Source organism: Carnobacteriaceae bacterium zg-84 (assembly GCA_013874835.1).
GTDB lineage: Bacteria > Bacillota > Bacilli > Lactobacillales > Aerococcaceae > WM01.
Genome location: CP059430.1, coordinates 546,195 through 569,200 on the forward strand (window position 1 = coordinate 546,195; position 23,006 = coordinate 569,200).

A 23,006-nucleotide genomic window follows, 5' to 3' on the forward strand; every position below is an offset into this window, starting at 1 on the left:
ATATAAAAAAGCGTTAACTAAAGGGGTGTAGCGTTTTCCGTTTATGGTTTATAAAAGGGAGGATATACTATTGAAAAAACCAGATATATTTAAAAAAGTTAGTAAATTTAGCATTCGTAAATTTACTATCGGCACATTCTCAGTCATGATTGGAGCATCTTTTATTCTAACTCCAGGATTAGATGTTACAAACCAAATAAGTATTGTTTATGGGGAAGAAGTGGATAATCCATACGGGAGATTTGCCGAGCACTATCCGGATGGGTCGTTTAAATTAGTTAGAGATAACAGAACCTTAGCCGATGTTGATACACATGTGCGATATACACAATATATTTCGACAGATGAAAATGGAAAAAGACATGTTAAATGGGATATTCTTTTTAATACAGGGCATGAACATATGAATAGACCGATGCTATATTTTGTCGTACCAGCAGGTGTCAACGTGACAAGTGTTTCTAAATTTGAAAGACTAAGAGAAGATAGACCGTGGGAAAAACAATGGGAAGTATCACCTAAAGATTGGAAAACAAACACAAGATTTTTAGGGTCTAGAGAAGAGGATACATTTGACAAAGAATGGAACAGCAGGGTTACGTATGGAGGTGGTGATTTAGCAAGATTTTTAAATAATGAAGTTAATTTAAACGATAGTTCAGGAAACCCTTTATTAGATAACATATATATAAATTGGGAAAAAAACGATCATGATGATGCCTATCGAATGATTGTTGAAGGTGATATTGTATCGGAAGAAGACAATGACTTACCATTTGTTACTGGTATGATGTCAAGTTTTGCAGTTCTTAATAGTCGAAAACATAATTATGTTACAGGGAGTACCAGAGCTATTTCTGAACAAACTGTCACAGACACTTATGTTATCACGAATGAGCATCAAACGGTTGAAAATCGCACGCAGTCTGATGCTAAATACGGATTTGAAAAAACGAATGCGAATACATTTGTGTATAAATACAATGTGTTAGACGATATACCGTTGAATACGGATGATTTATTGAAAGAGTTGATTGCGACACCGAAAGAGCCAAACCAACGAACGTTAGAGGGGGTTGAAAAACGAAAAGCAGAAGAAAATCAAGACGGTTATTCTCTTGAAAACAATATCGTTTATAAAAAAGACAACTCTACGATTAAAGTTTTAGATGTGGTTGATCCAGTAAGTAAGCGTGGTAGTCAAAATATTACAATACCCAATGTCCCAATAACCAATGACAATCAGAGTGATACATTATCAATAGACAGTGCAACAAATAATAATCATGAAGCATTTGATATTAGTGTGGGAAATCATGATAAATTGGTGACTGATTCGTTAAAAAAATATCAAATTTATGCTAAAAATAGAAGTATTAGCAATTATACAGATTTAAATACAGATACAACGTCAAATGTGAATAATTTATTTACGGTAGGTGTCTTACCGTCACAAGCCGAGCAATATATTCCGCAAGTGAAACCAACAGTTTATGTTGATAAAGATACAGCGGTAACACCTAAAGAAATGATTGAACGTTTTAATAAGCAGTGGAGTCGTTCAGAAGATTTAGGTGTGGATACTACTGGTTTACGTTATGCTTGGAAAATAGAGCCAAATACATCTGAAATAGGCTTAAAAGAGGGTGCTGTGACAATAACGTATCCAGACGGTTCAAGTGAAGATGTCCCTGTACATGTGAATGTGCGAGATACACAAGCACCAAGTGCTCCGACAGTAACACCCAATAATGACGGTAGTGTGACAGTAACCCCACCGAGTGATTTAGATACGAAGAAAGTAGACATTTCCTATATACCAGAAGATAGTGATACACCGGTGACAGTCACTGTGACAAAAGGTGAGGACGGACAATGGACGAGCAATAACCCGAATGTGCCAGTTGATGCGACGACAGGTGTGGTGACTATTCCAGCAGAGAATGTAAAAGACGGTAGTCAAGTGAGTGCTACAGTAACAGATACATCAGGGAATGTGTCGACTACATCGAGTGGTACAGCAAAAAATAATCGGGTTATAGATAGTGACGGTGACGGTATATCAGATAAAGATGAAACCCGTTATGGTACAGACCCTAATAATCCAGATAGTGATGGCGATGGCGTGGTTGATAGTGATGAAATAGGTGAAGGTACAAATCCATTGCTTAAAGATAGTGACGGTGACGGATTAGAGGACGGTTATGAAATATCTATCAATACAAGTCCGTTAAAGGTTGATACAGACGGTGATGGCTTAACTGACCGTGATGAGTTAAGAACGTATCATACAGATCCTAGAATTAAAGATACAGATCATGATGGATTTGATGACGGCGTTGAGATACAAGAGGGAACGAATCCAAATGATAGAACATCTTTTCCGGATAGAGTATCCCCAAATGCTCCGAGAGTAACCCCAAACGACGACGGAAGCGTCACGGTAACGCCACCAAATGATGTTGATACGAAGACAGTTGAGATTACGTATACACCACAAGATAGCGATGACACAGTAACCGTGACGATCACTAAAGATGAGAACGGACAATGGATAAGTAGTGATCTAAATGTGAACGTTGATACGACAACAGGTGAGGTCACTATTCGAGCGGAGAACGTAAAAGACGATAGTACCGTGAGTGCTACGGCAACAGACAATGCAGGTAATGTGTCAAATATCACAAGTAGTACAGCGGGACATGATCCGGATACGATAGCTCCAAGTGATCCAATGGTGATACCAAATGATGACGGTAGTGTGACAGTAGCACCACCAAGTGATTCCGATACGGAGATAATCGAGGTTGCCTATACGTCACAAGGCAGTGATGACCCAGTGACAATGATTATTACTAGAGATCGTAACAGACGATGGATAGGTAGTAACCCAGAAGTGCTAATTGATGCGACGACAGGTGTGATGATCATTCCAGCAGAGAACGTAAAAGACGGTAGTACCGTAAGTGCCAAGGTAACAGACTATGCAGGTAATGTATCAAATACTGTAAGCGGTATAGCGGGAAATGATCCAGATACGACAGCTCCAAGTGCTCCGGTAGTGACACCGAACGACGACGGTAGTGTGACAGTAACACCACCAAATGATGTCGATACGAAGACAGTTGAGATTACATATACCCCACAAGGCAGTGACACCCCAGTAACCGTGACTATCACTAAAGGTGAGGACGGACAATGGACAAGCAGTAATCCAGATGTGTCAGTTGATGCAACAACAGGTGTGGTGACTATTCCAGCGGAGAAAGTAAAAGACGGTAGTACCGTGAGTGCCACGGCAACAGACAATGCTGGTAATGTATCAGATACCACAAGTGGAACAGCGAAAAATGATCCAGATACCACAGCCCCAAATACCCCAATAGTGACACCGAACGACGATGGCAGCGTCACGGCAACACCACCAAATGATGTCGATACAAAGACAGTCGAGATTACGTATACACCCCAAGGTAGTGACACCCCAGTAACCGTGACTATCACTAAAGATGAGAACGGACAATGGACAAGCAGTGATCCAAATGTGCCAGTTGATGCAACAACAGGTGTGGTAACTATTCCAGCAGAGAAAGTAAAAGACGGTAGTACTGTGAGTGCCACGGCAACAGACAATACTGGTAATGTATCAGATACCGCAAGCGGTATAGCGAAAAATGATCCAGACAGTGACGGTGACGGCGTGACTGATGGAGATGAGAAACACGACGGCACGAATCCAATGGTTCCAGATAGTGACGGTGACGGTGTAAACGATGGAGAAGAAAAATACGACGGCACCAATCCGTTAGTGCCAGACAGTGATGGCGATGGAGTGAACGATGGAGATGAAAAACATGACGGTACAAATCCATTGGAACCAGATAGTGACGACGACGGTGTAAACGACGGCGATGAGAAACACGACGGCACAAACCCAATGGTTCCAGATAGTGACGGCGACGGTGTAAACGACGGCGATGAAAAACATGATGGTACGAATCCATTGGTTCCAGATAGTGATGGCGATGGCGTCAACGATGGCGATGAAAAACACGATGGTACGAATCCATTGGTTCCAGATAGTGATGGCGATGGCGTAAACGATGGAGATGAAAAACAAGACGGCACGAACCCATTGGAACCAGATAGTGACGGAGATGGCGTCAACGATGGTGACGAAAAACATGACGGTACGAATCCATTGGAATCAGATAGTGATGGCGATGACGTCAACGATGGTGACGAAAAACAAGACGGCACGAATCCATTGGTTTCAGACAGTGATAATGATGGTGTCAACGACGGAGATGAGAAACAAGACGGCACGAACCCAATGGTTCTGGACAGTGATGGCGATGGCGTGACCGATGGAGATGAAAAACACGATGGCACGAACCCAATGGTTCCGGACAGTGATGGCGACGGCGTGACCGATGGAGATGAAAAACACGATGGTACCAATCCGTTAGTTCCAGACAGTGACGGTGATGGCGTCAACGATGGTGATGAAAAACATGATGGTACCAATCCGTTAGTTCTAGACAGTGATGGCGATGGCGTCAACGATGGCGATGAAAAACACGATGGCACGAATCCAATGGTTCCAGATAGTGACGGCGATGGTGTCAATGATGGTGACGAGAAACATGATGGCACCAATCCGTTAGTTCCAGATAGTGACGGCGATGGCGTCAACGATGGTGACGAAAAACATGACGGTACGAATCCGTTAGTTCCAGATAGTGACGGCGATGGTGTAACCGACAGCGACGAGAAACACGATGGTACCAATCCGTTAGTTCCAGACAGTGATAATGACGGTGTAACTGACGGAGATGAAAAACATGATGGTACGAATCCATTGGTTCCAGACAGTGACGGCGATGGCGTGAGCGATGGAGATGAGAAACACGATGGTACCAATCCGCTAGTTCCGGATAGTGACGGCGATGGTGTCAATGATAGTGATGAAAAACATGATGGCACGAATCCATTGGTTCCAGATAGTGACGGTGACGGTGTCAATGATGGTGACGAGAAACACGATGGCACGAATCCATTGGTTCCAGATAGTGATGGCGATGGTGTCAATGATGGAGATGAGAAACACGATGGCACAAACCCAATGGCTCCAGACAGTGACAGCGATGGCGTCAATGATGGAGATGAAAAGCACGACGGCACCAATCCGTTAGTTCCAGACAGTGACGGAGATGGCGTCAACGATGGTGATGAAAAACATGACGGTACAAACCCAATGGTTCCGGATAGTGACGGTGATGGCGTGAGCGATGGCGACGAGAAACACGATGGTACCAATCCGCTAGTTCCGGATAGTGACGGAGATGGCGTCAACGATGGTGACGAGAAACATGACGGTACAAACCCATTGGAACCAGATAGTGACGGTGATGGCGTGAACGACGGAGATGAGAAACACGACGGCACGAACCCAATGGCTCCAGACAGTGACAATGACGGTGTAACCGACGGAGATGAAAAACATGACGGTACAAACCCAATGGTTCCAGACAGTGACGGAGATGGCGTGAACGATGGAGATGAGAAACACGACGGCACCAATCCGTTGGTTCCAGACAGTGACGGAGATGGTGTCAATGACAGTGACGAAAAACATGACGGTACAAACCCAATGGTTCCAGACAGTGACGGAGATGGCGTGAACGATGGAGATGAGAAACACGACGGCACCAATCCGTTGGTTCCAGACAGTGACGGAGATGGTGTCAATGATAGTGATGAAAAACACGATGGCACAAACCCAATGGCTCCAGACAGTGACGGTGATGGCATCAACGATGGAGATGAGAAACACGATGGCACAAACCCAATGGCTCCAGACAGTGACAATGACGGTGTAACCGACGGAGATGAAAAACATGACGGTACAAACCCAATGGTTCCAGACAGTGACGGAGATGGCGTGAACGATGGAGATGAGAAACACGACGGCACCAATCCGTTGGTTCCAGACAGTGACGGAGATGGTGTCAATGATAGTGACGAAAAACATGACGGTACAAACCCATTGGAACCAGACAGTGACGGTGACGGAGTGAACGATGGAGATGAGAAACACGACGGCACCAATCCGTTGGTTCCAGACAGTGACGGAGATGGTGTCAATGATAGTGACGAAAAACATGACGGTACAAACCCATTGGAACCAGACAGTGACGGTGACGGAGTGAACGATGGTGACGAAAAACACGATGGTACCAATCCGTTAGTTAAAGATAGTGATGGCGATGGTGTCAATGATGGAGATGAGAAACACGATGGCACAAACCCAATGGCTCCAGACAGTGACAGCGATGGCGTCAATGATGGAGATGAAAAGCACGACGGCACCAATCCGTTAGTTCCAGACAGTGACGGTGATGGCATCAACGATGGAGATGAGAAACACGATGGCACAAACCCAATGGTTCCAGATAGTGACGGTGACGGTGTAACCGACGGAGAAGAAAAACACGATGTTACCAATCCGTTAGTTCCGGACAGTGATGGCGATGGTGTCAATGATGGAGATGAGAAACACGACGGCACGAACCCAATGGCTCCAGACAGTGACAATGACGGTGTAACCGACGGAGATGAAAAACATGACGGTACAAACCCAATGGTTCCAGACAGTGACGGAGATGGCGTGAACGATGGAGATGAGAAACACGACGGCACCAATCCGTTGGTTCCAGACAGTGACGGAGATGGTGTCAATGATAGTGACGAAAAACATGACGGTACAAACCCATTGGAACCAGACAGTGACGGTGACGGAGTGAACGATGGTGACGAAAAACACGATGGTACCAATCCGTTAGTTAAAGATAGTGATGGCGATGGTGTCAATGATGGAGATGAGAAACACGATGGCACAAACCCAATGGCTCCAGACAGTGACAGCGATGGCGTCAATGATGGAGATGAAAAGCACGACGGCACCAATCCGTTAGTTCCAGACAGTGACGGAGATGGCGTCAACGATGGTGATGAAAAACATGACGGTACAAACCCAATGGTTCCGGATAGTGACGGTGATGGCGTCAATGACGGCGACGAGAAACACGACGGCACGAACCCAATGGCTCCAGACAGTGACAATGACGGTGTAACCGACGATGACGAAAAGCACGACGGCACCAATCCGCTAGTTCCAGATAGTGACGGCGATGGTGTCAATGATGGTGACGAGAAACACGATGGTACCAATCCGCTAGTTCCAGATAGTGACGGCGATGGTGTCAACGATGGTGATGAAAAACACGATGGCACAAACCCAATGGCTCCAGACAGTGACGGCGACGGCGTGAACGATGGCGATGAGAAACATGATGGTACAAACCCAATGGCTCCAGATAGTGATGGCGATGGCGTGAACGACAGCGACGAGAAACACGACAGTACGAATCCGTTAGTTCCAGATAGTGACGGCGATGGCGTCAACGATGGTGACGAGAAACATGACGGTACAAACCCATTGGAACCAGATAGTGACGGTGATGGTGTAAACGACGGCGACGAGAAACACGATGGCACGAATCCGTTGGTTTCAGACAGTGATAATGATGGTGTCAACGATGGTGACGAAAAACATGATGGCACGAATCCAATGGCTCCAGATAGTGACAATGACGGTGTAAACGATGGAGAAGAAAAACACGACGGCACAAACCCAATGGTTCCAGATAGTGACGGTGACGGAGTAGACGATGGCGATGAGAAACACGACGGTACCAATCCGTTAGTTCCAGACAGTGACAGCGATGGCGTCAACGATGGAGAAGAAAAACATGATGGCACAAACCCAATGGCTCCAGATAGTGACGGCGACGGAGTAACTGACGGCGATGAAAAACACGACGGCACAAACCCAATGGCTCCAGACAGTGACAATGACGGTGTAAACGATGGAGATGAAAAACATGATGGTACAAACCCATTGGAACCAGACAGTGACGGTGACGGCGTGACCGATGGAGATGAGAAACACGACGGCACGAATCCGTTAGTTCCAGACAGTGACGGCGATGGTGTAACCGACGGTGACGAGAAACACGACGGCACAAACCCAATGGCTCCAGATAGTGACGGCGATGGTGTAAATGATGGAGAAGAAAAACATGATGGTACCAATCCGTTAGTTCCAGATAGTGACGGCGATGGCGTGAACGATGGAGATGAAAAACACGACGGTACCAATCCGTTAGTTCCAGACAGTGATGGCGACGGAGTGAACGATGGAGATGAAAAACATGATGGTACAAACCCATTGGCTCCAGATAGTGATGGTGACGGCGTGAACGACGGAGATGAAAAACACGATGGTACCAATCCGCTAGTTCCAGACAGTGACGGCGATGGCGTCAACGATGGCGATGAGAAACACGACGGCACGAATCCGTTAGTTCCGGATAGTGACAATGACGGTGTGACCGACGGAGATGAAAAACACGATGGTACCAATCCGCTAGTTCCAGACAGTGACGGCGATGGCGTAAACGATGGAGATGAAAAACATGATGGTACGAATCCGTTGGTTCCAGACAGTGACGGAGATGGCGTCAACGATGGTGACGAGAAACACGATGGTACCAATCCGCTAGTTCCGGATAGTGACGGAGATGGCGTATCTGATAAAGAGGAAAAAGAAAAAGGAAGTAATCCAAATGATGCGGCATCTATACCGGTAATAAAACCATCTCCAAGTGTTCCGACAATATCAGATCAAACAACACCTGTATATGTTCCGAAAGTAGCAAAACCAGGTGAAGAAATAACGGTAATAAATGAGGGATCGTCATTACCTAAAGGTATGACTGTAGAAATAGGGGAACCAAGTTTAGAGGGCAAAATAGTTCATGTTGATAAAAATGGGCGTATTACAGTCAAAGTACCAGATGAAACACCAGTAGGTACAATCATCAAGATACCAGTAACAATTACTTATCCAGATGGTTCATCAGATGGTGTATCAATAACAATCACTGTTACAAATACTAAAGGATATGATGCATCAAAATATAGCCAATTCGAATCAAAAGATCAAACACAATCTCAAAATGAGGAAAAAATATTACCGCATACAGGGGAGAAATATTCAGATTTATCCTTATTAGGTGTTGCTCTTACTGTATTTGGAGTAGGGTTGAAACGGAGACGTTATGACAAAAAATAATAAAAATAATTCTTTAGAAAATACGAAATGGATTGATTATACATGTAGCCGTACCTTTATATGTGCTAGATGTGGAGATAAAGTGACAACACGAGAAGGTGTTGTTGATAAACGTGTTAAATTTTGTAGTGCACTATGTCGTAGAAGATATTGGCGACATAAAAAATAATTGACATAAAGAATGTATTTATGATGACTAGCAAATAAATACTAGAAAGTCGGGCTAATCGTTTTGAGAGGATTAGCCCGACTTATTATGTTCGGAAATCGTTATTATATAAACAATCTGGATTGTTTTTGAAGTAATTTATGTTATACTTTACTTAAAACTGATTTATGGAGGCAGAGTATGCTTTTATTAGGTTCTCATGTATCAATGAATGGAAAAGATATGTTATTGGGATCTGCAAAAGAAGCGCACATGTATGCGGCAACAACAATGATGATTTATACAGGTGCACCCCAAAATACACGTAGAAAACCTATTGAAGAATTAAATATAGATAAAGGTAAAGCAGCGTTAGAACAATTTGGTATTTCAAATATTGTGGTACATGCACCATATATTATTAACTTAGGAAATACAATTAAAAACGATCATTTTGAATTTGCTGTTGAATTTTTAAGAGAAGAAATCAAGCGTGCGACAGCTCTAGGTGCAACGCAAATCACGATGCATCCAGGAGCACATGTAGGTGCCGGTTCACAAGTAGCTATTAGGCGTTTGATTGAAGGTTTAAATTTAGCCTTAGATAGTGATCAAGTGCCACAAATTGCTTTAGAAACAATGGCGGGTAAAGGTACTGAAATCGGTAGAAGTTTTGAGGAGCTAGCAGATATTATTGCAGGTGTGACACATAATCATAAATTGTCGGTGACATTAGATACATGTCATACACATGATGCAGGCTATAATATTAAAGATGATTTTGACGGTGTTTTAAACGAGTTTGATAAAGTTATAGGTTTAGATAAACTAAAAGTCATTCATGTGAATGATTCTAAAAATGTACGAGGTGCTAAAAAAGATAGACATGCTAATATAGGGTTTGGAGAAATTGGATTTGATGCGTTACATTATGTGGTGCATCATCCACAATTAGTCGCTTTACCTAAAATTTTAGAAACACCGTATGTTCAAGTTGGAGAGGATAAAAAAAATACACGTCCACCTTATAAACACGAAATTGCCATGTTACGAAGTGGACAATTTAATCCACATTTATTAGAGGAAATTGTGCAATAGGAGGTAACGCATGGAAGAAGTACAACGTGCCATAGCACTGATGAAAGCAAAAGGCTATAAAAACACGCCAAAGCGTCAAGCAATGTTAGAAGTAATTGCCAAAGCAGAGAGATTTATTACTGCTAAAGATGTTCAAGAAGCATTAAAAGATACTTACAAAGGGTTGAGTTATGATACGATTTATCGTAATTTATATACCTTTGTGGAGCAAGGTATTCTTGAATCGAGTGAAAGAAATGGAGAAAAGGTGTTCTTGATGCATTGTTCGACACATAAGCATCATCACCATTTCATTTGTGATCGCTGTGAAAAAATCACAGAAATTGAAATGTGTCCAATGGATTATTTTATGAATCAATTACCGGGATATGAAATTTCAGGACATCGCTTTGAAATAACAGGATTATGTCCAGAATGTGCAAAAAATAAATTGCCTAAATTAAAATTTGTTTTAAACGAAGTGTAATGGTGAGGTCGAACAAAAGAAAAGGGTGTACACATGGTATCTTATTTAGATGACAAAACATGTTTGTTGATCAATGAGTTACTGAAACAAAAAAATCCGATTTCTGTAACAGAATTGGCGAGACAATTAGGATTGTCTAGGCGAGTCGTTTATTATCATTTAGAGAAAATAAACGACGTTTTAGATGAACAACATTTGCCAAAAATAGTCAATAAACAAAAAATTGGCATTTTATTAACTGTTAAACAAAAACAATATATACAAACAGTATTGAAAACAAAAGATGTTAGCTATATTTTAAGTACAGAAGAACGTCAGTTATTATTGATGTTTTATATTGCAACAACACCGTCAAAAATTACCATTCAGCAACTGATGTCGATTTCTCAGTCATCACGCAATACAATTTTAAATGATTTAACATCTATTCGAGAATACTTACAAAACAGTATTCATGACATTTCGATGTCGGTCAATAAAAAAGATGGGTACCATTTTATTGCAAAAGGAAATGTTGCCATTGAATTTATGTATGCCTTATTTATTCAAATTTTCCAATCGAAAAATGAGATATTTATTAGCATGATAAAAGAGATGTTACACGGTAATGATATGTCGGAGTGTTTGTTGTCAGATGCGTTTAGAATACAGTTGTATCAGGCTATCAAGAAAATAGAAAAAGAAATCGGTAAAAACTTTATTGATAAAGACTTAAGACATATGGTGGATGTATATCCCTATTTGATATTGGGTTTAAAAAATGTGTCAAATCATCATATAGAAGAAAACCTAAAAGAAGTTTTTGTGAGATTAGAGTATCGTTTTGCTATGAAAGTCATGTTGGAAATGGAAAAAATATTTCATATCAATTTTTCTATTGCCGATATTTATGTTGCAGCATTGATGCTTTTATCAAGTAGAAAGGACTATGACAAGCATTTATTAAGTAAAGATTATCAACAATTATCGCAATATTTAGTATTATTTGTGGAAGCTTTTGAAAAACAAGCACGTATTGAATTGACATATAAAGAGGCATTATGCGAACGATTATTGGTACATTTTAAAGTGCTAATATACCGTAAAAAATACAATGTTTTTACAAAAAATCCATTAAAAGATGATATTAAAAAGAAATATAAAGATTTATTTATTATTGTCAAAACATGTGTACCGTTATTAGAAGAAAAAATGAACATTCATTTAAACGATGATGATATTTCATATTTGACTGTTCATTTTGGTGGGGCTTTACAAAAGGAAAGAAAAAAAGTACATTTATACCGAATGGTATTATTGACAGATGAAGGGGTAGGAATACAAGATTTACTAATCCGTCAGTGTAAAACATATATTTCTCAACTAGAACATGTTGCCACTGTTTCAAAAATAGAGGATATTCCTCAAGATGTATCCATTGATTTTATTGTAACAACGATTCATGATGTCGTCGTCGATAAACCATGTGTGTTAGTAAATCCTATTTTTCAAGTACAAGATATTATTCACTTGTTGCAAGTGAGTTCAGGATATAGATTATCAAACATGAATGAGTGTGTTGCTACACAACTTCATCAAGTATTAGCAAACTATATTCCAAATCAACAGCAACGAGAAAATGCTGTTATAGATATTCAAAATGTATTAGATAAAGAGTTAATGATTGATAAAGAAACACTTGATTAGTGCTCTTTGTTCATCATTTCCTAATCAGTCCAAATATGTACACTACTGTGTGCTTTATTTGGACTTTTTTATTATGTAAAAGGGAATATACTAAACTTATAGTAAAACATTTTGGAGGTATAAAAATGGGAAAAGCACATGAAATAACTCGTGAAAGTTGGATTTTAAGCACCTTTCCTGAATGGGGGACATGGTTAAATGAAGAAATAGAAAATGAGGTTGTGCCTGAAAATCAAGTAGCAATGTGGTGGTTAGGCTGCGTTGGTATTTGGATTAAAACACCAGCAGGAGCAAATATCTGTATGGATTTATGGTGTAGTCGTGGAAAAAATACAAAGAAAGTAAAAGATATGGTACGTGGGCATCAAATGGCTAATATGGCAGGGGTTCGTAAATTACAACCGAATTTAAGAGCACAGCCAATGGTATTAGATCCATTCGCTATAAATGAAGTGGACTTTATTTTGGCATCACATTATCATAGCGATCATATTGATGTGAATGTTGCAGCAGCTATTATCAATAATCCAAAATTAGACCATGTGAAGTTTGTAGGGCCGTGGCATTGTACACGCCTTTGGAAAGAGTGGGGTGTGCCAGAAGATAGATTGATTACAGTGAAACCGGGTGATACGGTTGAATTGAAAGATATAAAAATTCATGCACTGGATTCATTTGACCGTACATGCTTAGTCACACTACCAGTGGAAGGAGCTGAGGAACAAAACGGAGAGCTTGCAGGTCTTTGTCCGTCTGATGAAGAAATGGGGCGTAAAGCGGTGAACTATGTTTTTGAAACGCCAGGAGGTACGATTTATCATGGTGCAGATTCACATTATTCCATTCAATTTGCCAAACATGGTAAACAATTCGATATTGACGTGGCATTAAATAATTATGGTGAAAATCCAGTAGGAATTGCGGATAAGATGACATCTATTGATTTATTACGTATGGCTGAGTGCTTACGTACAAATGTTATCATTCCAGTACATCATGATATTTGGACAAACTTTATGGCAAGTACACAAGAAATTATTGATTTATGGCGCATGCGTAAAGATAGATTACAATATACTTTCCATCCATTCATTTGGGAGGTTGGTGGAAAATATGTTTATCCACGAGATAAAGATTTAATCGAATATCATCACCCAAGAGGATTTGATGATTGCTTTGAACAAGAGCCAAATATTCAATTTAAATCAATGTTATAAAAATAAATAAAAAGAAAGAGGGAAATACAGTGGATATCGTTAAAGGATTGATAGAGTTCTTCTCTAAAAACATATTACAAAAACCTGAGTTTTTTGTAGGGTTACTCGTTATTATTGGTTATTTATTATTAAGGAAACCATTACATGAAGTTTTTGCAGGATTTGTAAAAGCAACAGTAGGATATATGTTATTAAATGTTGGTGCCGCAGGATTGGTTGTGACGTTTAGACCGATTTTGGCAGCACTCAATCAAAAATTCCAATTAAATGCGGCCGTTATTGATCCGTATTTTGGATTGGCTTCTGTCAATAGTTCTTTAAAAGAAACATTACCTGATTTTGTTAGTGTTGCGACAACAGCGCTATTGATTGGTTTTTTAGTGAATATTGTTTTAGTACTATTTAGAAAAATTACAAAAGTACGTACACTGTTTATTACAGGTCATATTATGTTGCAACAAGCAACAACAATCTCATGGATTATTTTATTCTTAGTACCTGAATTACGTAATCAAATGGGTGTATTAGTTATCGGATTATTATGTGGTTTGTATTGGTCTGTAACATCTAACTTAACAGTTGAAGCAACACAACATTTAACAGGTGGTGCAGGATTTGCCGTTGGGCACCAACAACAATTAGCTGTTTGGGTAACAGATAAATTGGCGGCAAAAGTAGGGGATCCTAAAAAAGGATTAGATGATTTGAAATTACCTAATTTCTTATCTATTTTCCATGACAACGTTGTTGCATCTGCAACATTGATGTTATTATTCTTCGGTTCTATTTTAACGATTTTAGGTCCAGATATTTTAACAAATAAAGATATTGTTGGGAATGCGGTGTTTGATCCTAAAAAACAAGAATTCTTTATGTACATTATTTCAACAGCATTAACATTCTCTGTTTATTTAGTGATTTTAATGACAGGGGTACGTATGTTTGTTTCTGAATTGACACAATCATTCCAAGGTATTTCAAATAAATTATTATCTGGTTCAGTACCTGCTGTGGACTGTGCAGCAACATATGGATTTGGTTCACCTAATGCCGTGTTATTCGGATTCGTATCCGGTGCTATTGGACAATTTATCACAATTGGTTTGATGATTTTATTCCAAAGTCCAGTCTTAATTATTACTGGTTTTGTACCTGTATTCTTTGATAATGCAACGATTGCCGTGTTTGCCAATAAACGTGGTGGTGCTAAAGCAGCTATTTTATTCCCGTTTCTTTCAGGGATACTACAAGTTGTCGGTGGTGCATTAGCGGTTATGCTATTACATTTAAAAGGTGGATATCATGGAAATATCGACTTCACAACAGCATGGGTCGGTGCAAGTGGATTATTTAGTGTATCTGGTATTATCGGTATTGTCTTAATCGTATTAGGATTTTTAGCAATCCCACAATTACAGTACTTGAAAGCAAAAGACAAACAAAAATATTATGAATCACAAGTTCAATAGTGGAGGAATTATATATGTTAAAAGTATTAGCAGCCTGTGGTAACGGAATGGGCAGTTCAATGGTTGTCAAAATGAAAGTAGAAATGGCACTTCGTAAAATGGGTGTGTCTGATTTTAAAACAGACTCTTGTTCTATTGCTGAAGCAAAAGGAATGGCAAGTCAATATGATGTTGTCATTGCATCAAAACATTTGATTTCTGAATTACAAGGACGTACACAAGGTCATCTTGTTGGTTTGGATAATTTAATGGACGATAAAGAAATTTCTGAAAAATTATCAGAAGTATTACATGTATAAAATATAAAGGATTGAACAATCAACATAAAAGGGATTTGAACCTGTTCAATCCTTTTATGTTGAATGATAAGGAGGACAACAATGAATTTAAAACAAGCATTACTTGATAATCAGTCAGTTTGTTTAGGTTTAAGTGCAACAACATGGGAGGAAGCAGTCAAATTAGCTGTTTTACCGCTCATTGCTAGTCAAGCTGTTGAAGAACAATATTATGATGCCATTATTGAATCAACAAATGAATATGGACCATATTATATTTTAATGCCCGGTATGGCAATGCCTCATGCAAGACCAGAAGCAGGTGTGAATAAGGATGCTTTTTCATTGATAACTTTAAAAGAACCCGTGACTTTCTCTGACGGAAAAGAAGTGAGTGTTTTAATTGCTTTAGCAGCAACCAGTTCAAAAATACATACAAGTGTTGCCATTCCACAGATTATTGCATTATTAGAGCTAGAAAATTCGATTGCACGTTTATTGGCGTGTCAATCTGCTCAAGATGTCTATGATTTGATTGATGAGTCAAAAGATAGTCCGTATTTAGAGGGGTTAAACTTAGAAGAATAGGAGCGTACACGATGACAAAACATATACCAAATTTACAAGTTGCCTTAGATCATTCTGATTTAACAGGAGCAATTACTGCTGCCGTATCAGTTGGACAAGAGGTAGATATTATTGAAGCAGGAACAGTGTGCTTATTACAAGTCGGTAGTGAATTGGTTCAAGTTTTACGAAACTTATTTCCAGATAAAATTATTGTAGCCGATACAAAATGTGCAGATGCAGGAGGAACTGTTGCAAAAAATAATGCAGTTCGTGGAGCAGATTGGATGACATGTATTTGTTCAGCAACCATTCCAACGATGCAAGCAGCAGACAAAGCAATCAAAAAAGAACGTGGTGATAGAGGAGAAATTCAAGTTGAGCTATATGGTGATTGGACTTATGAGCAAGCACAAATGTGGTTAGACGCAGGAATTAGTCAAGCTATTTATCATCAAAGTAGAGATGCTCTTTTAGCCGGAGAAACATGGGGAGAAAAAGATTTATCTAAAGTGAAAAAATTGATTGATATGGGATTTAGAGTATCTGTTACAGGTGGACTAAACATTGATACATTAGCTTTATTCAAAGGTGTTGATGTGTATACATTTATTGCAGGTCGAGGGATTACAGAAGCTGAAAATCCTGCTCAAGCAGCACGAGCATTTAAAGATGAAATTAGACGTATTTGGGGTGAGTAGTATGAAACGTCCAATCGGTCTTTATGAAAAAGCAACACCTAAGCAGATGACCTGGCCAGAAAGATTATTATTTGCCAAAGAATTAGGTTTTGATTTTGTCGAAATGTCTATTGATGAAACAGATGCACGTTTATCACGTTTAGATTGGACAAAAGAGGAACGGTTAGATATTGTTAAAGCCATTTATGAAACAGGAGTACGCATTCCAAGTATTTGTTTTAGTGGACATCGTCGTTATCCATTGGGTTCTAGTGATGCTTCAATAGAAGAAAAATCATTAGTGTTAATGCAAAAATGTATTGAGTTGGCACAAGATTTAGGTGTTCGTGTCATTCAATTAGCCGGATATGATGTGTATTATGAAGAAAAATCTCCTGAAACACGACGTCGGTTTATGAAAAATTTAAGAAAAGCGTGTGATTGGGCAGAGCAATGTCAAGTGATTTTAGCTATCGAAATTATGGATGATATGTTCATCAATAGTATTGAAAAATATTTAGCGATTGAAAAAGAAATCAACTCTCCTTATCTATTTGTGTATCCTGATACAGGCAATGTTTCTGCATGGCATAATGATTTGTATAGTGAATTTTATTTAGGGCATAAATCAATTGCCGCAATGCATTTAAAAGATACATACGCCGTTACAGAAACACAAAAAGGACAATTTCGAGATGTACCATTTGGCAAAGGATGTGTTGATTGGGAAGAATGCTTCCGTGTGTTGAAAGAAACTAATTATCAAGGTGCGTTTTTAATTGAAATGTGGTCTGAAAATTGTAAGACAGTCGAAGAAACAAAAGCTGCCATTCAAGAAGCTCAAGCCTTTTTATATCCATTATTAGAGAAAGCGGGGTTACGATAATGCTAGAAAATCTAAGAGAACGTGTCTATCAAGCTAATTGTGATTTGCCTAAGCATAAATTAGTGAAATTTACATGGGGAAATGTGAGTGCCATTGATAGAGAAACGGGTTTAGTCGTTATTAAACCAAGTGGTGTTGACTATGAAAAACTATCTCCTGAAAATATGGTGATTACCGATTTAAATGGTAATATTGTTGAGGGTACATTACGTCCATCATCCGATTTAAAAACACATCTTGAGATATATAAAGCATTTCATGAAGTGGGCGGTATCGTACATACACATTCTAGCCAAGCAGTTGCGTGGGCTCAAGCAGGACGAGATATTCCTTTCTACGGAACAACACATGCTGATTACTTTTACGGTTCAATTCCTTGTGCAAGATCACTCACAGCAGAAGAAATCAATGGGGATTATGAAAAGTCAACAGGAGATGTCATTATTGAAACATTTCATCATAGACACATAAATCCAATGGCGGTTCCCGGAGTAATTGTTAGAAATCATGGTCCTTTTACATGGGGTAAAACACCAGAAGAGGCTGTTTATCACAGCGTTGTTTTAGAAGAAGTGGCCGACATGGCAAAAAACACAGAATTACTTTGCCCTAATGTTGAACAAGCACCACAAGTGCTAATGGATAAACACTATTTGCGTAAACACGGTAAAAATGCTTATTATGGACAAAAGTAAAGAAAAGATAGAGCTACCATCAAAATGAAAATATGGGAAACTAACCGTTCGTATAAATGTAAATAAATATTCCTAAATAGAAAACGACTTGAAATCAACTCGTTGAACTTGTTGATTTCAAGTCGTTTTTAGGTGACTTTATAATAAATCGTGTTGGTGGAAATAATCCACCAACACGATTTGTTATAGAGCCATCAACACCAAATAGTATAGAGTGATAATTTGTCGAATAGTCATTTAAAAAGATATTGGCATTTAGGACAGTTCTATTTTTGTAGTTCGTTATAGATAGATTGCCTTATCTATTATTTGTTTAGTGGGATGTAACGAAGAATTGCTTTTATTATAGATAAAACATTCTGAAAGCATTATAATATTTAATATAAGAGGTGATAATATGCAAGAACATATAACAGAAACAAGATTACAAGAAAGTATGGCATTGGATACAATGTCTATTTCCGAAATTACCACACTTATCAATCAAGAAGATGATAAAGTTGCTCGATGTGTGAAAGAGGCGTTACCAAGTATCAATCAGTTGATTGAAATGGTCGTTACTATATTAAGCAATCAAGGAAGACTTATTTATATTGGTGCAGGAACAAGTGGTAGATTAAGTATATTAGATGCAAGTGAATGTGTTCCGACCTTTAATGCACCTTGTGAAATGATTCAAGGAATTATTGCTGGAGGATCAAGTGCAATAACACAAGCAGTAGAAGGTGCAGAAGATGATACCGAACAAGCCGTTCTTGATTTAAAAGCTATTTCTTTTTGTGAAAAAGATATATTGATTGGCGTAGCAGCTAGTGGTAATACACCCTATGTTGTGAGTGCATTAGAATATGCGCATTCAATAGGTGCTAAAACAGGTGCGATTGTATGTAATAAACATTCAAAAATGTCTGCTCTAGCAGATTATCCAGTTGAAGTTTTTGTTGGCTCAGAAGTGTTGACTGGTTCAACAAGAATGAAAGCAGGAACTGCACAGAAAATGATTTTAAATATGATTTCAACAACAGCGATGATAAAATTAGGAAAAGTGTATCAAAATCTGATGATAGACGTTGTGGCAAGTAATGAAAAATTGTACAAAAGAGCTATTTCAATTATTCAAGAAGCAACAGGTTGTACAAAAATAATGGCGGAAAAAACATTTTTATTGGCTAATAAGCGAACAAAAGTAGCAGTTGTCATGATTTTATTTAGTGTATCAAGTCAAAAAGCAGAAGAATTACTCTCTCAATATAAAGGATTTATTCGTGAAATTGTTGATTGACAACAGTGCACACTCACGAGAAGAAAAGGTTTACATTTTAGAGAGTATATATTATAATGTTGGTAATTGAAGATAGGTAACGTTTTCATCTTTGTATCTTTATGATTTTTCAATGTACAAAAAAATGTATATTGAAAAAATAAAATAAACGAAAGAGAGGCTCGTATTTGGAAAGGGTATAGAGAATATCAAATACCTATATCAATTAGCTGGTAACAATGGAACAAATCACAATGATTAGGACAATAATGAAAGGGAGATACTTATGAGAAAAACACTCACATTATTTTGTAGCGTTGCATTATTGAGTTTTGGATTGAGTGCTTGTACCCAAACACCAACAAAGGACACAATGACTAAGCCAGATACATCAACAACAGTTACAATGGCTAAACCAAATGAGAATTTAGCATTGGAAAAATCTATAGATGGAATTGCTTATACTTATGTTCGTAGTCAGTTAGCAAAAGATAATCCAAAAGCTGTTCCAGGTGCTCAAATTGCCATTATGAAGGACGGACAATTAGTGTTTAATAAATCCTACGGTGTGATACAAGCATTTGATTTTGCGAATAATCCACCTACTAAGGTAGAAAAGCCAATAGCTGTGACGAATGATACATTATTTGACTTAGCATCCGTGACAAAAATAAGTGCAACAACCCAAGCTATGATGCATCTTGTTTATGAAGGGAAAATAAAATTAGATGATAAAGTAGCGACTTATTTACCAGACTTTGCTAAAAACGGTAAAGAAAATGTGACAATAGGACAATTATTAAGTCATACATCTGGGCTACCACAATGGAAAGCCATTTATTTATATGCCAATACACGTGAAAAAGCGTTAGAATATATTGAAAATCAACCATTGATGTTTGAAACAGGCACATATAAATATAGTGACTTAGGTTTTATGACATTGGCATTTGTTATTGAAAAAATAACAAATCAACCTTTTGATACTTATGTTGAAAAAACAATTTATGAGCCACTTGGTTTAAAACATACAATGTTTAATCCGTTGTCAAAAAATATTGATAAAAATCAAATTGCTGTAACATCATACGGAAATCCTTATGAATTAAGAATGATAGATGAAGTGAACTATCCTAATTTTGGATATGATATGAGTGAAGATAAAGATGCATTTGATAAGTTTATGAATTGGCGTCAAGTGGAATTACAAGGTGAAGTAAATGACGGAAATGCTGGTATGGCAAATGAAGGAATCGCAGGACATGCAGGGCTATTTTCAACAGCTTCAGATTTAGCTAAATTATATCAAGTTTTATTAGATAAAGGAAAAAGTGGACAAACAGTTTTATATGATGAAACAGTGTTAAATGCCTTTTTAGAAGATGTTCATACAGAAAAAAGTGGTACAGTTCAAGCATATGGTTTTATCAAACATAATGCATGGTTAAAAGAATTATCTGATGACGCTTTAGGACATAATGGATTTACAGGTACATACGTGACAATTTCTCCAAAAGAAAATATTGTTATTATTTTATTGACAAATAAAATGAATAATGGACAAAAAGAAAACGGAGCCTATAATGTCATCAATGATTTTGCTGCATCTGTAAACTATACTGTAAAAAATATTTATCTAGAAAAAATGGAGAAATAAAATGAAAAAAATTGTTATTGGTGGGCAAATTGATAAAGAAGAAGTGAAGCAACTAGTTGAAGCGTATGGAGAAAATCGATACGATATTTCAATTAAAAATGATTTAGATGCTGCAATGGCAGTAAAAACAGGAGCAGCAGATTACTACATTGGAGCATGTAATACAGGTGGTGGCGGTGCCTTAGCAATGGCTTTAGCTTTATTAGGTAGACAAGAATGTGTCACTATCTCTATGCCCGGTCACGTTATGAGTGATGAAGAGATTATAGAAAATGTTAAAAGTGGTAAAAAAGCATTTGGCTTTACAGCACAACATAAAGAAATCGTTATTCCAATCATTATGAAAGCATTAAATGAACAATAATAAGGGAGAATAAATATGGAAACATCAAAAATTTTAGAATTAGTCGTAATTGCCTTATTAGGTGGATTATGTGCCATTTTATCAAATAAAGGTATTGCCGTTTTTAATGACGGATTAAGACCTATTTTACCAGAATTTTTAGAAGGTAAAATTGGGAAGAAAGAACTTGCGGCAACAAGTTTTGCATTAAGTTTTGGTTTAGTTATTGGATTTGGTATTCCAGTATCTATCGGGGCATCTATTATTTTAGTACATAGTATTTTATTGATGACAGACATTATCGGTTCATGGGCACCAGAAGGAAAACTTGGTTTAGCCTTATCTGGTGGTGTTGGAGCAATCTATGGTATTGGTCTTGTTTTAGGATTGCAAAAAGTCGTTGATTTATTCGCTATGTTACCTGTGAATTTCATGCCGTCATTATCAGTTGTTGGAGCACCAATTATTGTTGCATTCAGTATTTTCCCAGCGATTGCTATTGCAAGCCAACATGGTATGAAAAAAGGTGCAGTGGCATTAGGTGCAACATTATTAACACTTGTTTTTGTAAAACGTTTTGGAACAATCACATTAGACAATGGAACAGCTATTAAATTAAGTGCAGAAGGTATGTCATTATTAGTTGGTATGATTTTTATGATTATTTTTGCCATGATGGTAAAAAGCGATGGTACAGAATCAAACCAAGCATTAGTTAGTGTCTTTTTAGAACGTGTGAATCGCATTAAGAAAAATTGGTTATGGTTAGCATTAACAGGCGGATTAGTTGCTGCAGCAACAAGTTTATTGATTATTGCAGGAGATCCAATTTCATTAAACTTATTAAAAGATGCGAAATTTAATGAAGCAGCATTAGCAGCATTTGCGCGTGGTATTGGTTTTATTCCACTTGTTTTCTCAACAGCAATTGTGACAGGTGTGTACAGTCCAGCGGGAACAACATTTGCGTTTGTTGCAGGTATTGCTTTACATGGTAATCCAGCTGTTGCCTTTGTTTTAGGTGCTTTGTTAATGTTTGTTGAAGTTCAATTATTATCTTTAGTAGCAAAAGCATTAGATAAATTCCCAGGTATTCGTGACATGGGTGAACATATTCGTACAGCGATGAATAAAGTGTTAGAAATAGCTTTATTAGTCGGAGGTGCTATGGCGTGTGAACAAATTGCTCCTGGAATTGGTTATTTCTGGGTAATCGGGTTACTATTGTTAAACAGAAAAGCGAAAAAACCAGTTGTTGAATTGGCAGTAGGACCAATGGCAACGATTAGTTTAGGTATTATCGTAAATATTTTATATTTGATTGGTTTATTTATCCCAGTCGTTGCTAAGTAATGA

At 38.3% G+C, this 23,006-nt stretch carries 16 protein-coding genes; all 16 read left to right on the top strand.

Annotation, left to right across the window (positions count from 1 at the left end):
- Positions 1-70: 70 nt before the first annotated feature.
- The 16 genes from H1220_02740 (at position 71) to H1220_02815 (ending at position 23,003) form a co-directional block, all read left to right on the top strand.
- Positions 71-9,199: a YSIRK-type signal peptide-containing protein gene (locus H1220_02740; protein QMI86288.1), complete on the top strand. Its 9,129-nt coding sequence runs from the start codon at positions 71-73 to the stop codon at positions 9,197-9,199.
- The gene (locus H1220_02745) at positions 9,186-9,368 is read left to right on the top strand and encodes a hypothetical protein (GenBank protein ID QMI86289.1); all 183 of its coding nucleotides are present in this window, start codon (positions 9,186-9,188) and stop codon (positions 9,366-9,368) included. Before H1220_02740 ends, H1220_02745 begins: the two co-directional genes overlap by 14 nt.
- 180 nt (positions 9,369-9,548) lie before the next feature.
- On the top strand, positions 9,549-10,445 hold the full coding sequence (locus H1220_02750; GenBank protein QMI86290.1) for a deoxyribonuclease IV: 897 nt from the start codon (positions 9,549-9,551) through the stop codon (positions 10,443-10,445).
- A gap of 10 nt (positions 10,446-10,455) precedes the next feature.
- Positions 10,456-10,911: a transcriptional repressor gene (locus tag H1220_02755; GenBank protein QMI86291.1), complete on the top strand. Its 456-nt coding sequence runs from the start codon at positions 10,456-10,458 to the stop codon at positions 10,909-10,911.
- A gap of 33 nt (positions 10,912-10,944) precedes the next feature.
- A complete protein-coding gene (locus H1220_02760) occupies positions 10,945-12,597 on the top strand; it encodes a transcription antiterminator (GenBank protein ID QMI86292.1) in 1,653 nt (550 codons plus the stop codon).
- 125 nt (positions 12,598-12,722) lie between these two features.
- The gene (ulaG, locus tag H1220_02765) at positions 12,723-13,814 is read left to right on the top strand and encodes an L-ascorbate 6-phosphate lactonase (GenBank protein QMI86293.1); all 1,092 of its coding nucleotides are present in this window, start codon (positions 12,723-12,725) and stop codon (positions 13,812-13,814) included.
- Between the two features lie 29 nt (positions 13,815-13,843).
- The gene (locus H1220_02770) at positions 13,844-15,283 is read left to right on the top strand and encodes a PTS ascorbate transporter subunit IIC (protein ID QMI86294.1); all 1,440 of its coding nucleotides are present in this window, start codon (positions 13,844-13,846) and stop codon (positions 15,281-15,283) included.
- Between the two features lie 14 nt (positions 15,284-15,297).
- On the top strand, positions 15,298-15,582 hold the full coding sequence (locus tag H1220_02775) for a PTS sugar transporter subunit IIB (protein QMI86295.1): 285 nt from the start codon (positions 15,298-15,300) through the stop codon (positions 15,580-15,582).
- Positions 15,583-15,663: 81 nt separating this feature from the next.
- A complete protein-coding gene (locus H1220_02780; GenBank protein ID QMI86296.1) occupies positions 15,664-16,149 on the top strand; it encodes a PTS sugar transporter subunit IIA in 486 nt (161 codons plus the stop codon).
- A gap of 11 nt (positions 16,150-16,160) precedes the next feature.
- The gene (locus H1220_02785; GenBank protein ID QMI86297.1) at positions 16,161-16,829 is read left to right on the top strand and encodes a 3-keto-L-gulonate-6-phosphate decarboxylase UlaD; all 669 of its coding nucleotides are present in this window, start codon (positions 16,161-16,163) and stop codon (positions 16,827-16,829) included.
- Between the two features lies 1 nt (position 16,830).
- On the top strand, positions 16,831-17,694 hold the full coding sequence (locus H1220_02790; protein ID QMI86298.1) for an L-ribulose-5-phosphate 3-epimerase: 864 nt from the start codon (positions 16,831-16,833) through the stop codon (positions 17,692-17,694).
- The gene (locus H1220_02795) at positions 17,694-18,389 is read left to right on the top strand and encodes an L-ribulose-5-phosphate 4-epimerase (protein QMI86299.1); all 696 of its coding nucleotides are present in this window, start codon (positions 17,694-17,696) and stop codon (positions 18,387-18,389) included. Before H1220_02790 ends, H1220_02795 begins: the two co-directional genes overlap by 1 nt.
- A 397-nt stretch (positions 18,390-18,786) precedes the next feature.
- A complete protein-coding gene (murQ, locus tag H1220_02800; protein ID QMI86300.1) occupies positions 18,787-19,671 on the top strand; it encodes an N-acetylmuramic acid 6-phosphate etherase in 885 nt (294 codons plus the stop codon).
- A gap of 385 nt (positions 19,672-20,056) precedes the next feature.
- Positions 20,057-21,307 carry a serine hydrolase gene (locus tag H1220_02805; GenBank protein ID QMI86635.1) on the top strand — a complete coding sequence of 417 codons (1,251 nt, stop codon included), beginning with the start codon at positions 20,057-20,059 and terminating at the stop codon, positions 21,305-21,307.
- Position 21,308: 1 nt separating this feature from the next.
- Positions 21,309-21,671 carry a DUF2620 domain-containing protein gene (locus tag H1220_02810; protein ID QMI86301.1) on the top strand — a complete coding sequence of 121 codons (363 nt, stop codon included), beginning with the start codon at positions 21,309-21,311 and terminating at the stop codon, positions 21,669-21,671.
- Between the two features lie 15 nt (positions 21,672-21,686).
- Complete coding sequence (locus tag H1220_02815) at positions 21,687-23,003, top strand: YhfT family protein (GenBank protein ID QMI86302.1); 1,317 nt, start codon at positions 21,687-21,689, stop codon at positions 23,001-23,003.
- Positions 23,004-23,006 lie beyond the last annotated feature (3 nt).

Excerpts from the sequence above, each read along its gene's own strand:
- H1220_02745 (QMI86289.1), top strand. The coding sequence starts at position 9,186 with ATGACAAAAAATAATAAAAATAATTCTTTAGAAAATACGAAATGGATT.
- H1220_02750 (QMI86290.1), top strand. The coding sequence starts at position 9,549 with ATGCTTTTATTAGGTTCTCATGTATCAATGAATGGAAAAGATATGTTA.
- H1220_02755 (QMI86291.1), top strand. The coding sequence starts at position 10,456 with ATGGAAGAAGTACAACGTGCCATAGCACTGATGAAAGCAAAAGGCTAT.
- H1220_02760 (QMI86292.1), top strand. The coding sequence starts at position 10,945 with ATGGTATCTTATTTAGATGACAAAACATGTTTGTTGATCAATGAGTTA.
- ulaG (QMI86293.1), top strand. The coding sequence starts at position 12,723 with ATGGGAAAAGCACATGAAATAACTCGTGAAAGTTGGATTTTAAGCACC.
- H1220_02775 (QMI86295.1), top strand. The coding sequence starts at position 15,298 with ATGTTAAAAGTATTAGCAGCCTGTGGTAACGGAATGGGCAGTTCAATG.
- H1220_02780 (QMI86296.1), top strand. The coding sequence starts at position 15,664 with ATGAATTTAAAACAAGCATTACTTGATAATCAGTCAGTTTGTTTAGGT.
- H1220_02785 (QMI86297.1), top strand. The coding sequence starts at position 16,161 with ATGACAAAACATATACCAAATTTACAAGTTGCCTTAGATCATTCTGAT.
- H1220_02790 (QMI86298.1), top strand. The coding sequence starts at position 16,831 with ATGAAACGTCCAATCGGTCTTTATGAAAAAGCAACACCTAAGCAGATG.
- H1220_02795 (QMI86299.1), top strand. The coding sequence starts at position 17,694 with ATGCTAGAAAATCTAAGAGAACGTGTCTATCAAGCTAATTGTGATTTG.
- murQ (QMI86300.1), top strand. The coding sequence starts at position 18,787 with ATGCAAGAACATATAACAGAAACAAGATTACAAGAAAGTATGGCATTG.
- H1220_02805 (QMI86635.1), top strand. The coding sequence starts at position 20,057 with ATGGCTAAACCAAATGAGAATTTAGCATTGGAAAAATCTATAGATGGA.
- H1220_02810 (QMI86301.1), top strand. The coding sequence starts at position 21,309 with ATGAAAAAAATTGTTATTGGTGGGCAAATTGATAAAGAAGAAGTGAAG.
- H1220_02815 (QMI86302.1), top strand. The coding sequence starts at position 21,687 with ATGGAAACATCAAAAATTTTAGAATTAGTCGTAATTGCCTTATTAGGT.